Annotated in this window: 12 protein-coding genes; 9 read left to right on the top strand and 3 right to left on the bottom strand. The window is 40.8% G+C overall.

Annotated features, from left to right (window positions below):
- Window positions 1-21: 21 nt before the first annotated feature.
- Window positions 22-288, top strand: a complete 267-nt coding sequence (locus ABDW02_RS04385; protein WP_343632487.1) for a hypothetical protein — start codon at window positions 22-24, stop codon at window positions 286-288.
- On the opposite strand, the gene ABDW02_RS04380 is transcribed toward ABDW02_RS04385, so the two are convergent.
- Window positions 285-1,496: a 4-hydroxy-3-methylbut-2-enyl diphosphate reductase gene (locus ABDW02_RS04380; RefSeq protein WP_343632485.1), complete on the bottom strand. Its 1,212-nt coding sequence runs from the start codon at window positions 1,494-1,496 to the stop codon at window positions 285-287. The genes ABDW02_RS04385 and ABDW02_RS04380 overlap by 4 nt on opposite strands.
- Before the next feature lie 464 nt (window positions 1,497-1,960).
- On the bottom strand, window positions 1,961-4,147 hold the full coding sequence (locus tag ABDW02_RS04375) for a glutamine synthetase III (RefSeq protein ID WP_343632483.1): 2,187 nt from the start codon (window positions 4,145-4,147) through the stop codon (window positions 1,961-1,963).
- Window positions 4,148-4,490: 343 nt separating this feature from the next.
- Between ABDW02_RS04375 and ABDW02_RS04370 the strand changes: the two genes are divergently transcribed.
- From ABDW02_RS04370 to ABDW02_RS04335, 8 genes are all read left to right on the top strand, one after another.
- Entirely contained in the window at window positions 4,491-4,844 is a 354-nt protein-coding gene (locus tag ABDW02_RS04370; protein ID WP_343632480.1) for a hypothetical protein, read from the top strand.
- Between the two features lie 53 nt (window positions 4,845-4,897).
- The gene (locus tag ABDW02_RS04365) at window positions 4,898-5,581 is read left to right on the top strand and encodes a hypothetical protein (protein ID WP_343632478.1); all 684 of its coding nucleotides are present in this window, start codon (window positions 4,898-4,900) and stop codon (window positions 5,579-5,581) included.
- 66 nt (window positions 5,582-5,647) lie between these two features.
- A complete protein-coding gene (gcvT, locus tag ABDW02_RS04360) occupies window positions 5,648-6,730 on the top strand; it encodes a glycine cleavage system aminomethyltransferase GcvT (protein WP_343632476.1) in 1,083 nt (360 codons plus the stop codon).
- Between the two features lie 65 nt (window positions 6,731-6,795).
- Window positions 6,796-8,097, top strand: coding sequence for an MBL fold metallo-hydrolase (locus tag ABDW02_RS04355; RefSeq protein WP_343632474.1), 1,302 nt, complete (start codon window positions 6,796-6,798; stop codon window positions 8,095-8,097).
- A 152-nt stretch (window positions 8,098-8,249) separates the two neighbouring features.
- Window positions 8,250-8,498 (top strand): type II toxin-antitoxin system ParD family antitoxin, encoded by a 249-nt coding sequence (locus ABDW02_RS04350; protein ID WP_343632472.1) that lies wholly within the window; start codon window positions 8,250-8,252, stop codon window positions 8,496-8,498.
- The gene (locus ABDW02_RS04345; RefSeq protein ID WP_343632470.1) at window positions 8,491-8,790 is read left to right on the top strand and encodes a type II toxin-antitoxin system RelE/ParE family toxin; all 300 of its coding nucleotides are present in this window, start codon (window positions 8,491-8,493) and stop codon (window positions 8,788-8,790) included. Before ABDW02_RS04350 ends, ABDW02_RS04345 begins: the two co-directional genes overlap by 8 nt.
- A gap of 104 nt (window positions 8,791-8,894) precedes the next feature.
- The gene (locus ABDW02_RS04340; RefSeq protein ID WP_343632468.1) at window positions 8,895-10,598 is read left to right on the top strand and encodes an SBBP repeat-containing protein; all 1,704 of its coding nucleotides are present in this window, start codon (window positions 8,895-8,897) and stop codon (window positions 10,596-10,598) included.
- A gap of 212 nt (window positions 10,599-10,810) precedes the next feature.
- Window positions 10,811-13,264, top strand: coding sequence for an SIR2 family protein (locus ABDW02_RS04335; protein ID WP_343632467.1), 2,454 nt, complete (start codon window positions 10,811-10,813; stop codon window positions 13,262-13,264).
- Between the two features lie 82 nt (window positions 13,265-13,346).
- Here ABDW02_RS04335 and ABDW02_RS04330 read toward each other — a convergent pair whose 3' ends face one another.
- The gene (locus tag ABDW02_RS04330; RefSeq protein ID WP_343632465.1) at window positions 13,347-15,479 is read right to left on the bottom strand and encodes a S46 family peptidase; all 2,133 of its coding nucleotides are present in this window, start codon (window positions 15,477-15,479) and stop codon (window positions 13,347-13,349) included.
- Between the last annotated feature and the right edge of the window lie 192 nt (window positions 15,480-15,671).

The raw sequence follows: 15,671 nt of genomic DNA, 5'->3' as shown, positions 1-15,671 counted from the left end.
CGCACACTAAGTATTGCCCGCATGAACTCAGAACTGGAAGTTTTAATTCGTTTCAACACAAACTATAATCCCGAAGATCCGCATTCCAAAGAATGGAGAGTCATTGTAAACGGTGTTGAAAAACTATGCAATACCGTAGATATCGAATGCTCCAGTAAAACCAGTAAGAATTTCATTGAAGGAGTTGGGTTCAAATGGCACATTCAATGCAATGCCAGCGAGTTAATCTTTGAAAAGGATGCTCATTACGAGGATGAAACCCATTTCAATAAGATTACGATCTGCTAGTTCAATTTGCCGATTACTTCCTCTATTGATTTTTGACTGTTCATCAGTCCCAATACTTTACTGATTATCTGATCCATGATCGCATCCGGGCAGGAAGCACCGGAAGTAATACCGATCTTTGTTCCTTTGATCCAGTTTCCAATGATTTCCGTTTCGTGCGTATGAATATTGAAACTGCGGATAGTTTCCGTTTCCAAGATCTCTGTTTCGTCCTTGATAAAATAAGTCGGGCAACGCTGCTCCAATAATTCCACCAGGTGGGAAGTATTTGAACTGTTGTATCCGCCCACTACGATTGCGAAATCCAGGGATTCGTTCATCAATGCTTCTGTAGCGCTCTGGTTGTCATTGGTGGCGTAACAAAGTGTATCGCGTGTATCGGCAACTACTTTATCCGCTTTTGTGCGCCCGGCAAATTCTTCCGTCACTTTTTTCAGGAATTCAGCTATTTCCTGTGTTTCACTGGCAAGCATCGTGGTTTGATTGATCACTCCTATCCTACTCAAATGAATTTCCGGATCAAAGCCCGGTGTGTGCTTTCCATTAAAAAAGCGGTAGAATTCTTCTTTGGAAGCTTCGCCTGTAATGCATTTCGCCAGGAAAAGTGCCTCTTCCATATTCTTTACGATGACCGCTTCCGAATTGACTGCCGTATGTGAGAAGGTAGCACGCGTTTCTTCGTGATTGTGTTTCCCGTGAATGACCAAAGTGTGATTGTCGGTGCCAAGCTTCTCTGCCCTGTTCCAAACTTTCTCTACAAACGGACAGGTGGTGTTGTACTTTTCAGTGGAAACTCCGCGTTCTTTGAGCTTTTGTTCAATTTCAAGCGTTGTGCCGAAAGCCGGAATAATCACCACATCATCGGCATTCAGTTCGTCCCATGGGATCAACTGTTTCCCGGAAGTATCCTGGATAAACGCGATACCATGTTGTGTAAGATCTTCGTTTACCGTTGGATTGTGGATCATCTGGCTCAGGAGAAAAATGCGTTTTCCGGTGTTTTCTTCCACTGCCCGGTAAGCTATTTCGATGGCATTTTCCACTCCGTAGCAAAACCCGAAGTGCCTGGCGATGTAAAGCTGAACGTTCCCAAAATTCAAAACGGTCGGTGAGAAATCCTTCTTACGCGGGTCCTGTGCCTTGCGGAATGCCTTCACTTTCGAAATGATCGGTGAACGGAATATGGATGGAATATCGAATTGTTTCATCGCACTATAAAGTTACGCATTTGAACCACATAGGTACATAGTTCACATAGTACTTCGTTAACTGTTATTTGAAAAAGATTAAAGTAAACGGTTTTTCCGGGAAGAAATTTGTGGCTTCGCGCTGCTCTCTGTTTTAACCACAAAGAAAAATAGGTCACATGGTCTCCAGACGTTTTGCACATGTGTGCAGTTTTATCAGGGAGAATAACGATAATCATAGGATACGAAGTTTTTTTAAATCTGACAGTAAAAAGAATATGAGCAGAAAGAACGTAAAACTATAATCCTCGTGTACTTTGTGTCCCTTGTGGTTATAAAAACGCGAGCGAAGCGAAACAACCAGTCTCCAATAAAACACTATGTGTTCTATGTGACCTATGTGGTTTTTTATTTGTCTATGCGGTTTAATAACAAAAACCCCGATCCTAACGAAAGAACCGGGGCTACATCTAACTTGAATTTTATTAACGGGTAAACAACATTTCTCTGAATTTTGGCAATGGCCATAACTCATCGTCTACCAATAACTCCAATTTATCTGCGTGGTAACGGATTTCGTCAAAATAAATTTTCACTTTGTCACAGTAAGCCACTGCTTTCTCTTCGGCATGCTCAATTTTGTTGGCATCTTTACGTGCCTGAAGCATCGTATCACAAGTCGCTTTCATTTTGTTCAGGTGACTTGAGATCTTTGTGACCAATTCAATTTGAGCTGCGGCTGCTTCTTTTCCGGCTTTATCTCCCAAAGCAGAGATGATTCCCTGGATATTGGACAACAACCTGTTCTGGTATTCCACTACTGCAGGAATGATGTGCGTCTGAACCAAATCTCCCATCAAACGTGCTTCGATCTGGATTTTCAAAATGTAGCTTTCGAATTCGATTTCCTGGCGTGCTTCCAACTCACGCGGAGTCAATACATTCATTTCGTCGAATAATTTCACGAACTTTTTATCTCCCCACGCTTTCAATGCCCGCGGAGTATCTTTGAAGTTATTCAATCCTCTTTTCTCAGCTTCTTTCACCCACTCGTCTCCGTAACCATTTCCTTCGAAACGGATTTTCTTGGAGTCTTTGATCAGGATCTGAAGTTCTTTCAAAATAGCTTCGTCTTTGGATTCTCCTTTTTCAATACGTGCATCAACACTTGCTTTGAACAACTGAAGTTGTTTCGCCATAATAGTATTCAATACGATCATTGCAGAAGCACAGTTTGCGGAAGAACCAACTGCGCGGAACTCAAACTTGTTTCCTGTAAATGCAAACGGAGAAGTTCTGTTTCGGTCCGTGTTATCCAGCATGATCTGAGGAATCTTACCGATGTTCAGTTTCAATTCCGTTTTATCCTGCGGCGACATTTTCCCGGCCTTCACGTTCTTTTCCAATTCATCCAATGCTTCGGATAACTGGGAACCGATGAATGTAGAGATAATTGCCGGAGGAGCTTCGTTTGCTCCCAAACGGTGATCGTTACTTGCTGAAGCAATACAAGCACGTAGCAAGTCTGCATTGTCGTGGATTGCTTTGATCGTATTAACGAAGAACGTTAGGAACTGTAAGTTTGTTTTCGGGTTTTTACCCGGTTGCAATAAGTTTACTCCTGTATTTGTTCCCAAAGACCAGTTGTTGTGCTTTCCGGAACCGTTTACTCCAGCGAATGGCTTTTCGTGGAGCAATACGCGGAAATCGTGCTTACGGGCAACTTTCTCCAGCAAATCCATCAACAACAGGTTGTGGTCGTTTGCCAGGTTACACTCTTCAAAGATCGGAGCACATTCAAACTGGTTCGGAGCAACTTCGTTGTGGCGGGTTGTTACCGGAATCCCCAATAAGATTGCTTCGTTCTCGAATTCACGCATAAACGCCGTTACGCGCTCAGGAATAGAACCGAAATAATGGTCGTCCAGCTGCTGTCCTTTTGCCGGAGCATGTCCGAACAAAGCGCGGCCTGTCATCATCAAATCCGGGCGACAGTTAAACAATGCCTGGTCTACCAGGAAGTACTCCTGTTCCCAACCCAATGTGGCATTTACTTTTGTTACGTTCTTGTCGAAGTATTGGCAAACTTCCGTAGCGATGCTGTCAACAGCGTGCAAGGCTTTCAATAGCGGCATTTTATAATCCAGCGATTCTCCCGTGTAGGAAATAAAGATCGTTGGGATACACAATGTTTTCCCGATCACAAAAGCCGGAGAAGAAGGATCCCAAGCGGTATATCCTCTTGCTTCGAACGTATTACGGATTCCTCCGTTCGGGAAAGAAGAAGCATCCGGCTCCTGCTGAACCAGCAATTCTCCGTCGAAACGTTCAATGGCACGCCCTGGCCCTACCGGCTTGAAAAACGCATCGTGTTTCTCTGCTGTGGCACCTGTTAAAGGCTGGAACCAGTGTGTATAATGTGTGGCACCTTTTGTAATAGCCCAATCTTTCATTGCCGAAGCAACCTGATCTGCCATTTTACGATCCAGGCGTGTCCCGTTCTGAATGGACTCCATCATGGATTTGTATGCATCTGAAGGTAGGTATTCACGCATTACTTCTGCATGAAATACATTTTTCCCGAATAATTCGGAAACTTTCCCGTCATAATCAATGTGTTTTGGTGTACGATTGAGTACATCCCGATACGCCTGTAATCGCTTTGTTGCCATAAAATTCAAAATTTTTGACAAAAGTACATTTTTTGAAGGGGTCATCCCAAGAAAAAGTGTAAATTTTTATAAACACCCCCTGTTAATTTTGATTCAAAACAATAAAAACAACTGAAAAATCAAAATCCATAACTTTTATCACACGCTTGATTTTCTTTCAAAACCGATTTAGTAAGCGTCTATTCGTACTTGAGAAAGTAAATCCATCATATACCAATTAACAGATTGTTAAATAACTGGTTAACTGTTGAATTTTCAGTTTTTTTAACTAACTTACTTTTTAATTGAAAGACATATTAAAATGAAATTGTTTGGATTTTTTCAACGGAAGAAAGAGAAAACAATGAAAGAAAATATCGCGCATATGGACGAAAATCATTTGGTTGTTATTCAATTCTTCTATGGAATTGAGAATTTGAATGAATTGCATGAGCTGGAAAAGCAATTGGATTCAAACATTACGAACAGTGCTCTTGGAAAATATGAAGGGCACGACATTTCAATGGACTTCGGAGACGGTTACCTTTATTTTAACGGTAAAAATGCAGACCAGATCTTCGATGCGATCAAACCGATTCTGGAACAACATTATTTCATGGACAAATCGATTGCTACACTGCGCTCCGGTTCCTTTGAAAATCCTGCTGCGGAAGAACGAGATTTTACAATCCGTTTTTCGAAACTGAGAGCGAATTAATTCCCCACTGACATTCAGACAAATTGATAACTTTGTGTTCAAAAAACCTGAACATGAAAAATACCTTGTGCCTGCTTGTTATGATTATCTCTTTCTCATCCTTCGCCCAGCAAAAGCTGGCATTGAAAGATGTGGACCAGAACAAATTACTGAAAGACATTGTTTATACCCACACTGACCAGGAAGATATCACCATCCTTTACTGGTTCCCGGTGATGTATTGGGAAGTATTATCCGCAAAAGACCCGAAAACATTTGGCCCTGAGATAGTTTCTACTTTAAAAGGAATGCTTGGAAACAAATCCATTTTCATTGCTATTTCCGGAAGTATGAGCACCACCCTGAGATCTTTTGAATCCAAAGAGGAATCTTACCTGCGCAACAATCTTTCAGTAACCTTTAACGGAAAAACATACAAGCCGATCCCGCAATCCAAATTGTCGAATGAACTGATCATGCTGAATGATTACATCAAACCGATGTTTGCACAAATGCTCGGAGACATGGGAGCAGGAATGGAATTGTTCTATGTGGAGATTACGGATGCTTCCGGTGAAAATGCCCTGAACCCTTACAATAATTCAGATTTCACATTGAGCCTTGCTTCGGTGAAGAATACTTTTCACCTGCCGTTGCCAAGCTTATACAAAGATGCCAAATGTGCAAACGACGGAGAATTGTTCCCTGCAAATTACGAGTTTTGCCCGTATCACGGTTCCAAACTGATTGCCCAGTAATCTTCACCCGCTTCTTCACCAAAATTCAACGAAATAGTTACTTTTACAGTCTAAAAAAGAAAATCAATGAAAAACACAGCTCTTACCCAGGTTCATGAGGCTTTGGGTGCCAAAATGGTTCCATTTGCAGGATTCAATATGCCGGTTCAATACGAAGGTGTAAACGCCGAACACGAAACAGTTCGTAACGCAGTAGGTGTATTTGACGTTTCTCACATGGGAGAGTTTTTGTTGTCAGGACCGGATGCTTTGGACCTGATCCAGCGTGTAACCACAAACGATGCTTCTACGCTGACGATCGGGCGTGCGCAGTATTCTTGCCTTCCTAATGGAAACGGCGGAATTGTGGATGACTTGATCGTATACCGTATCAAAGAAGAAGAATATTTGTTGGTTGTGAACGCTTCCAACATTGAAAAAGACTGGAACTGGATTTCTTCCCATAACACGAAAAACGTGACAATGAGAAACCTTTCCGATGACTACTCGTTGCTGGCAATTCAAGGCCCGAAAGCCGTTGAAGCGATGCAATCATTAACTTCGGTTGATCTTTCCGCTATCAAATACTACCATTTTGAAGTAGGTCCGTTTGCAGGAGTTGATTACGTAATCATTTCAGCAACAGGTTATACCGGTTCGGGAGGTTTTGAGATCTACTGCAAGAATTCCGAAGTAAAACAGGTTTGGGACAAAGTTTTCGAAGCAGGCGCTGCTTTCGGAATTAAACCCATCGGTTTGGCTGCCCGCGATACTTTGCGTTTGGAAATGGGATTCTGCCTTTACGGAAACGATATCGACGATACGACTTCTCCGTTGGAAGCAGGATTGGGATGGATCACAAAATTCACGAAAGACTTTGTGGATGCCGACCGTCTGAAAGCACAAAAAGAAGCAGGTGTTTCCAGAAAGCTGATCGGTTTCGAGATGATCGACCGTGGAATTCCGCGTCACGATTACCGTATTTTGGACGCTAACGGGAATGTAATCGGGAAAGTAACTTCCGGAACACAAGGACCAAGTGTCAAAAAAGCAATCGGAATGGGATATGTAAACACCGAATTTGCTGCTCCGGACAGTGAGATCTTTATTGAGATCCGCGACAAAGGCGTTGCTGCAAAAGTGGTTAAAATGCCATTCTACCAGAAATAAGAGCAAGTACCGCTTTCGAAAAGAATATCCGCGTTAGCGAATAATGAGAAATTAAATATGCTCAAGTGGAATTGCTCCGGCAGTTCCACTTCAACCAATTCCCTGAAAATATGATCATTGAATTTATCTCACACGCGGGTTTCATTGTCGAAGCCGCTTCCAAAAAAATATTTATTGATCCCTGGATCAAGAGCAAAACTTTCAACGACGGCTGGGCTCTTCTTGCAGGAAACATCGATGTCAATTATTCGGAGATCGATTATATTTTCGTCACACACGAACACCCGGACCACTTCAACTTCCCGACTTTAAAAAGTATCCCGGAAGAAGACCGAAAACGCATCAAAATCCTTTACCAGAAACACGCGTCTTTGAGATTAAAGGAAGCATTTGAAAAACTGGGATTCGCCCACGTGATTGAATTGCCGATCTATCAATGGACAAAAATCGACGGAATAGACCTGTATTGCGGTTCTGCCGGCTCCATGGATTCGTTCCTTGCCGTGAAAGCAGACGGACAAACGATTCTGAACCTGAACGACTGCGTGTTCAGTGAAAAGCAATACAAGTACATCTCGCGCCAGATCGGGAAAGTTGATTTCCTGTTCACCCAATTTTCATTTGCGAACTGGGTTGGGAATGATAGCGATGAAATGGGCGAAGCACCGAGAAAGATCCAAACCATCAATTTACAGAAACAAATTTTTGATCCCACATACATCGTTCCCTTTGCCAGCTTCGTTTATTTCTGTAACCAGGAAAATGCGCGCATGAACGCATGGGCAAATACACCGGAAGACATTTTCAAATTGAACATCCCGGGTGTTCAGTTCATGTACCCGCACGACAAAGTGGATACTGCTAACCCGGTATTTGATTCGGAAGGGGCTGTGAAGAAATACATGACGCATTATGAAAATATGGTCATTGATCCGACTCCTGCCCCGAAAACCTGGGAAGAAATTGTATCGGCCGTGGAATCGAACCTGAAAATTTTCAGGAAGAAGATCAAATACCCGTTCCGCCGGATGGTGAAACCGTTCGGGATTTACATCCACGACCTCGATGCTTCTATTCTCATCGACCCGAAAAACGGGACCTGGGAAAAGACCGGCAAGGAAAATACCCGCTACACGATGTGCAGCCAGGTTTGCTGGTACACCTTCCAGTTTGAATGGGGAACCGGTGCGCTGCAGGTTTCCGGAATGTTCCTGGATCACCAATACCAGGAATCCACATCCAGGTATTTCTTCTTTCAGAACATGCTTTCTACCGGGTTCCTGTCCACCAAATCGTTCCGCCAGACTTTCCGCACCATTCATTTCCTGTGGCGGAAAAAGTGGGAGATATTCTATCGATTCGTTTAATAAAACACTTTTATAGTTAGTAAGTGGAATTGTTCCGGCAGCTCCACTTTTTTATTGCTGATTTCGACAATCAGCGTTTCGTTTTGATTTTTTTTAAATCGTGACTGGTAATACTTACCAATTTTTGGTAACTTTAAAAAAAGTTATCGGTTATGAAAAACACATCTGTATCACTTGGAAATTATTTTGATGAGTTTGTTAGTAAACAAGTTTCAGCCGGCAGATATAAAAACGTAAGTGAGGTTATCCGTGCGGGACTTCGGCTATTGGAAAACGAAGAAAGCAAATTAACAGCTTTAAAAAGTGCCATTCAGGAAGGACTGAATAGTGAACGGGTTGAGGATTTTGACTTTGATAAACACCTGGCCAAACTGAAATCTGAAAGAAGCAGCAATGCCTAAAGTCATTTGGAGACAGGAAGCAATAGATGATCTGACAGCTATTTGGAATTACACATTGCAGGAGTGGTCTGAAAAGCAAGCCGATAACTATTATCAAACGATCCAATCTGCCTGCAAAGAGATTGAAAACAATCCGGCTATCGGAAAAGTTTACCGGGAAGTAAGCAAGAACTTATTAGGATTCAAATCAGGAAAACATATCCTGTTTTACCACCTGGTTTCGGAAAATGAACTGGAAATCATCCGTATATTACACGAAAGAATGGATTTGGAAAGTCAGACCAATGAATAAAACCCGGTCATTTTAAGGATACCTGAATGGAATTGTTCCGGCAGTTCCACTTTTTATTACCTGAGAAGTACTAAATTTGTTTTACCTTCCGGGAATTGATCAACATGATAAAACACCTTACTTCCGCTCTATTTATCCTTTTGTTCTTGGCAACCAGCCCTTTACATGCCCAGAACTTCGGATGGGCCAAATCATTTGGTAACAGCAACTATTCGCAGGAAGGTATGTCCATTACAACGGATGCTTCGGGAAATGTATACACTACCGGAAAAGGGAAAGGGACCATTGATTTTGATCCGGGGTCGGGCGTCAATAACCTCACACTCGATATCAACGGCGACATCTATATCCAGAAGCTGGATGCAAACGGCAATTTCCTTTGGGCAAGATCCTTCGGATTTATCAATAGCATTCCTGAAAGCGGTTACGCCATTATCACCGATCCGGCAGGCAACGTCTATACACTCGGTGTTTTCTTCGGAACGGTGGATTTTAATCCGGGACCGGGAACGTACAACCTCACCGCTGTAAATGATACAGACCTTTTCCTGCTCAAACTGGATCCAAACGGGACTTTCATCTGGGCGAAATCCTTCGGGGCAACCGGTTTTGAATACGCATACGACCTGGAATTGGATCATTCCGGGAATATCTATATAGTAGGGACTTTTTCAGGTACGGCAGATCTTGATCCGCATATTTCGGGAGTCTATTCCATCACTGCAACAGGAGCGGAAAATGCTTTTATCCAAAAACTGGATGCTGACGGGAATTTCCTCTGGGCAAAAACTTTTGGCGGAGATTTATATACACAAGCTGCTTCCATCGCTATCGACCAATCCGGAAATAGTTATACCGCAGGGGCTTTTGCCGGAACAACTGATTTTGACCCGGGAACGGGTACCAATAACACAATTTCAGTCCAGCATGATGCATTCGTTGTAAAACTGGATCCTTCCGGAAATTTTGTGTGGGTCCGAACATTTGGTGGTCCGGAGTCAGACTATGCGACTTCCATTGACCTTGATGCGCTCGGGAATGTCTATACCACCGGAACGTTTATAGATACGGCAGATTTTGATCCGGGAACAAGTGTCGACAGCCATATTTGTGCAGGCGGAACGGATGCTTTTGTGCAGAAACTGGATTCAGCCGGTAATTTTCTTTGGGCCAGAACTTATGGAGGTTACTACACGGAATACCTGATGAGCATGGATGTAGATCTTTACGGGAATGTGTATACGCAGGGTGTTTTCAACGGCAGCGGGGATTTTGATCCGGGAAGTGGCACAACCATTCTCAACTCTGGTGCTGTTGAGGATTTCTTCATCCAAAAATTAAGCACCAACGGGAATTTCCTGTGGGCACAATCTTTCGGTGGAAGCTCACAGGACTGGGGCCATGATTTGCACGTCGATGAGTTGGGAAGAATCTATTCAACCGGGTTCTTCGGGCAAACGGTTGACTTTGACAAAAGTCCGGCAGTAAGCAATCTCACGGCGATCGGCAGCCAGGACGCATACATCCTGAAGTTGTTCCAAAGTGAGGCCGGTATCGAAGAATTAAACCCCGAAATACAACTCACCGTTTTCCCGAACCCGTCGCATGGAGCGACACACCTTTCAGCCGGGAAAGAACTTACTGATGCTGAATTGTTTCTAACAGATATCCAGGGAAAAGTGGTTTGGACAGCATCTTATGATTCCCTGAAAAATGCCACGATCCAACTTCCGGAAACAAGCGGGATTTATTTCCTGCATGTGAAGACGAAAGAAGGACAGCAAACGGTGAAAGTAGTTCGGGAATAAAGAAATAATAAAAACATCTTACTTTTTTGCGTACAAATTTTAGCAACTAGTATTTTCGTTTTATTTTTTTGTGTAGTATTGGAGGAGCGAAACGCGCTGCACTATTTACTGAAGCCATATTCATAATTTATACAGTTTACAAGAAACAAAACTGTTAATCATTTTTGAAGACTCTTCACACTCATCATTTGAAAACTGAAAACATACTACTAATGAGTTTAAATAACGCAATAGAAAAAATTTTAACTGGCAATTGCCTACTATTTACGGGTTCCGGATTTGGATATGGCGCAAAAAATATCCAAGATAAAGAATTTCTCTTGGGATCCGGGTTGTCTAATTTACTTTATCAGGAATGTGGTATTACTGAACATGACAATGATTTAAAAAGTGCATCTGAACTTTTTTTAGATGACAGAGGGGAACACGAACTAATCGAAATCTTAAAAAGAGAATTCACCTTAAAAACAATAACAGAAGATCATTCCTTAATAGGAACGTTGCCTTGGAAAAGGATATATACTACGAACTACGACCAAATTCTAGAACACTCCTATATAGCTGCCGGAAATCTTCTTACCCCAGTTTCATTAATTGATAAAATCGATCAATACAAAGACTTTCGAAAGTTATGCGTTCATTTGAATGGGTATATCGATAGCTTAACACCCAATAGTTTAAATCATGAATTTAAACTTACCAATACAAGTTATTTAACTACTGATTTTATCAATTCACAATGGGTGGATTTATTTAGAAGTGACATTCAGACTTGTGACGAGATCATATTTATTGGTTTTTCAACCACTTCAGATTTAGATATTAGTAGAATAATTGCTGAAAAAATAACTTCCATTAAAGAAAAATGTTTATTCATTGTCGGACCACAAGAATCATCACTCAATATAAAAAGACTTGAAAAGTTCGGGGAAGTATATAAAATTGGACTAAACGGTTTCGTTAATGAAATCAAAGAAAAGCAAAAAACTTTCACTCCTCCTGAAGAAATAACATATATATTCAAATCATTCAAGCAATTTTCTTTATCAGATGAATTACATTCTTTAAAGGATGACGATTTTTATGAATTGATGTTAAAAGGCAATCTAAATTCCACTTTAGCGCACCAATCTCTGATTGACTTCAATAAATATCCTTACATTCTAAAAAGAGAGGAAGTTGATACATTCTTCGAAAAAGTAAATGGAGGACAACTAAATTTTGTTGTTCATTCAAATTTAGGAAACGGTAAAACTTGTTACTTACATTGCGTAGCCTTAACAGCCTTACATCAAAGGTACAATGTATTCAAGTTTGAGCAGTATTTTGATATTACAAATGCTGAAGTAGAGAGAATTTGTAATTTAAAAGGTAAAAATCTTATTATTATTGATGGATATAGCAATGATTTAGACCTGATTGAGACGGTTGAACGTTTCAGAAAAAGTAATACAATTCTCTTAATTGCAGAACGTAGCATTGTCAATGATACAATCTACGATGCATTAGAAGAAAAAATCGGTAATAATTATACATCATTTAATCTTAATCATTTACATAATTCAGAAGTTTTAGAGTTTTCAAAATTGTTAACTTCTTATGGACTATGGGGAAAAGATGCCGGATTAAGTCTAGAAAGTAAAAGAAGAAGAATTAATGATGATTTTCACGCCACAATTCGTTTGACTTTATTAGATGTTTTAAAATCTCCCGATATACGTTCCAGATTAACGAACCTTATTGATCCTCTAAAATCCAATAAACCTTTTTATCATGCAAGTTTACTTATTCTTTCAAGTAATATCTTAGACTTCAGTTTAACTCTTGAAGAGTTAGTTTATTTATTAGATGAAGAACTCCTAAATAACCCTTCATTTTATAACAATTCACAATTAAACGAATTAATAGATTTTAAAAATAGAACCATCAAAATCAATTCCTCAATTCTAGCTGAGAGTATTTTACATTCAAACAAATATCATCATGATTTAATTCCCTTATTAGTTAATCTCGTAAAGAAATTAAATCAAACCAGAGCAAATAAAAATCATCACAACATACTTAAATCAATAATATCACACTCAAGATTACAAAAGCTTTTTAATACGACTGAACATAATGACTTTAGAAAACTCGTTATTAAGTTTTTTGAGGAAATTAAAAATCTGGAATATTGTACGACAAATCCATTTTTCTGGTTACAATATGCCATGGCCAGATTAGAAATTAGAGACTATAAAGTAGCTGATCAATTTTTTAACTCGGCATACGCTTTCGCTCAAAAACGAGCAAATTTTGACACTTTTCAATTAGATAATCACTATTCAAGATTTTTGTTGGAAAATGAAATCTTTAACGGTGATTTAGAATCATGTATGCCACAATTTCTAAAAGCTCATGCAATATTAAACAACCGTAACGATCAAAATAACAATCGTCATTACCCATTTAAAGTAGCACGTAATTATTCTAAATTTTACGATTCATTTTTTAAGGATTTACCTGAACAGGACAAAAAAATATTTTTGATCTCTTGTCAAGAAATCTTAAGAAGAATAGATGAATATAATAGCGCCGTTGAAGAACGAAATAGAAATAGAGTCGTAAAAGATTGTTTTGAAGCTTTATCATCAATTCTTTTAAAAGAAAGCGCTTTATTGCAATAGCTAATTCGTGGATTTTATGGGCTCAATCAAAAAAAGCCGCTGATCATCTGACCAGCGGCTTTTCTATTTCATATCGGTTAAATTATTTCACCAACTTCATCTCATTAATCAAATTCGTAGCACCGTAGCACTTGTCGATTAACCAAAGCGTGTAACGAACGTCCAAAGAGATCGTGCGCTGGATGTTCGGCTCGAAGTAGATGTCGCCGGACATTGCTTCCCAGTTTCCATCGAATGCCGTTCCGATCAATTCCCCGTTTGCGTTGATTACCGGTGAACCGGAGTTACCTCCCGTGATATCGTTGTTTGACAGGAAGTTTACAGGTAATTTCCCGTTTACTCCGTATTGGCCGTAGTCTTTTTTCGCCCACAATTCCTTGATGCGCGGATCAACAACGAATTCCGGGTTTGTAGGATCTTCTTTCTGCATTACTCCGTCCAGAGTAGTGAAGTAATCGTAATGAGCTCCGTCACGCGGATCATATGCCAATACATTTCCGTAAGTCAAACGCATCGTTGAGTTTGCATTCGGGTAGAATTTCTTGTTCGGCTGCATTTCACGCACTCCTTTTACAAACGCACGGTTAGCAGCAGCCAATTTCGCGTTCGCACTTTTCACCGCATCCTGGCCCATTGCAGCTGAATAAGCATTTGCCAAGTCTTTCACCAAAATGAACAACGGATCCTGGCTGATTTTTTCCAGGTCAAAGTTCTTCATAGCTTCTTCGTAACGCTCTTTGGAAATGAACACAGAGTTTGTTTTTACACGGCTCATGAACGCATCAATACCGCTTCCGTCCGCTCCGAATGAACGGGTAATTCCTACTCGCTGTTCCATCGGGATATCGCGAACGTACATTCTCAATACTTCTTCCAACGTTTCCAATTCGATTTCCATGGAACTTTCTGCGTAGAATTCTTCTGCAGTTGGTTTCACAGCAGCATCGATTGCATTGTACATTTTGTCGTTCCCGTTTCTTTTCGCGTCCCACATTTGCTTGTACATGTGCACCAATGCGTTGATTCCAACCTGGCGAACGAATTCACTGTTGTAAACTTTCAGGTAAATCACGCTGTTTGTTGCTTTGAACGAAGATTCGATATCGGAAAGTACGTTGTTGTATTCTGCTTTTCCGGCAGCGTATTTCGTAAACTCCTCTTCTACTTTGCGTTTCTTGTCAGCCACGTGATTCGCTTTCAATTGTTTGGTCTGACCAATGAAGTATTTCCAGTAGTTTGCTACCTGTGCGTACTTGGAAGAATAATGCAAACGCACTTCAACGTCTTTATCCATGTACTTTTTCATGATCTCCAGTTTCTTCGCACGGATATCCACAATTTTAGGTTGCTCCAAAGAAATTGCCTGGTCTACACCGTAAGAAGTCAGGTAACGGTTCGTTCTTCCCGGGAATCCCATGATCATTGCGTAATCGCCCTGCTTCACACCTTTCAAAGAGATCGGCAAAGAATGCTTCGGTTTCAACGGAACATTTGATTCGCTGAATTCAGCCGGTTTGTTATCAGATCCTGCGTAAATACGGAACATGGAGAAATCGGCAGTATGGCGTGGCCACTCCCAGTTGTCCGTATCACCACCGAATTTACCGGCAGATTGCGGAGGAGTTCCTACCAGACGAATGTCTTTGAACACTTCCTGAACGAACAAATAGAATTCGTTTCCATCGTAGAAATCACGTACGAAAGCTTCGTAGTTTGTTCCTTTTGTAGCGTCGGCTACCAGGATATCCGTTACTTCTTTGATTTTCTTAGCGCGTTCTTCCGGCGTCATTTTGGAATTCAATTCCTTTGCAACCTGGGAAGTTACGTCTTCCATGCGGATCATGAACGTAGCTGTCAACCCGGGAACTGCAATCTCTTCTTTGAAATTCTTAGCCCAAAAACCATTGTCCAGGTAATTGTGCTCTTTCGTTGAATTTGCTGCAATTGCATCGTAACCACAGTGGTGGTTGGTTAAGATCAATCCCTGGTTGGAGATAATCTCACCTGTACAAAATCCTCCGAAAGAGATAACTGCATCTTTCAAAGAAGATTTATTGATGGAATAAATTTGCTCCTGAGTCAGTTTCAGTCCATGTTTTTTCATGTCCTCGTAGTTTCTTCCGATCAAAAACGGAAGCCACATCCCCTCATCAGCACGAGCAATATTACCCAATGAATAGGTCAATAAGACCAAAGCGAATACTATTTTTTTCATTCTTTAGTTTAGTTTAAAAGAGCGCTAAAGTTAACAACTTTTAAGACGAATAATTGACCGTTTATGTATTTTAAAGTGAAAAGTGGGAAAGTGAAATGTAAAATGTATTATACATAAAGAAAAAAGGTGACTTCGACTCCGCTCAGCCACCTTTTGATTAAATAGTATGAAGGACACTGAGCGGAGTCGAAG

It is taken from the genome of Fluviicola sp., from assembly GCF_039596395.1.
GTDB lineage: Bacteria > Bacteroidota > Bacteroidia > Flavobacteriales_D > Crocinitomicaceae > Fluviicola.
Note: the sequence above shows the minus strand (reverse complement) of the source record. Positions and strands in the feature narration are given on the sequence as shown.

Coding starts and splice junctions, on each gene's coding strand:
- ABDW02_RS04385 (WP_343632487.1), top strand. CDS start 22: ATGAACTCAGAACTGGAAGTTTTAATTCGTTTCAACACAAACTATAAT.
- ABDW02_RS04365 (WP_343632478.1), top strand. CDS start 4,898: ATGAAAAATACCTTGTGCCTGCTTGTTATGATTATCTCTTTCTCATCC.
- ABDW02_RS04345 (WP_343632470.1), top strand. CDS start 8,491: ATGCCTAAAGTCATTTGGAGACAGGAAGCAATAGATGATCTGACAGCT.
- ABDW02_RS04370 (WP_343632480.1), top strand. CDS start 4,491: ATGAAAGAAAATATCGCGCATATGGACGAAAATCATTTGGTTGTTATT.
- gcvT (WP_343632476.1), top strand. CDS start 5,648: ATGAAAAACACAGCTCTTACCCAGGTTCATGAGGCTTTGGGTGCCAAA.
- ABDW02_RS04350 (WP_343632472.1), top strand. CDS start 8,250: ATGAAAAACACATCTGTATCACTTGGAAATTATTTTGATGAGTTTGTT.
- ABDW02_RS04340 (WP_343632468.1), top strand. CDS start 8,895: ATGATAAAACACCTTACTTCCGCTCTATTTATCCTTTTGTTCTTGGCA.
- ABDW02_RS04335 (WP_343632467.1), top strand. CDS start 10,811: ATGAGTTTAAATAACGCAATAGAAAAAATTTTAACTGGCAATTGCCTA.
- ABDW02_RS04375 (WP_343632483.1), bottom strand. CDS start 4,147: ATGGCAACAAAGCGATTACAGGCGTATCGGGATGTACTCAATCGTACA.
- ABDW02_RS04380 (WP_343632485.1), bottom strand. CDS start 1,496: ATGAAACAATTCGATATTCCATCCATATTCCGTTCACCGATCATTTCG.
- ABDW02_RS04330 (WP_343632465.1), bottom strand. CDS start 15,479: ATGAAAAAAATAGTATTCGCTTTGGTCTTATTGACCTATTCATTGGGT.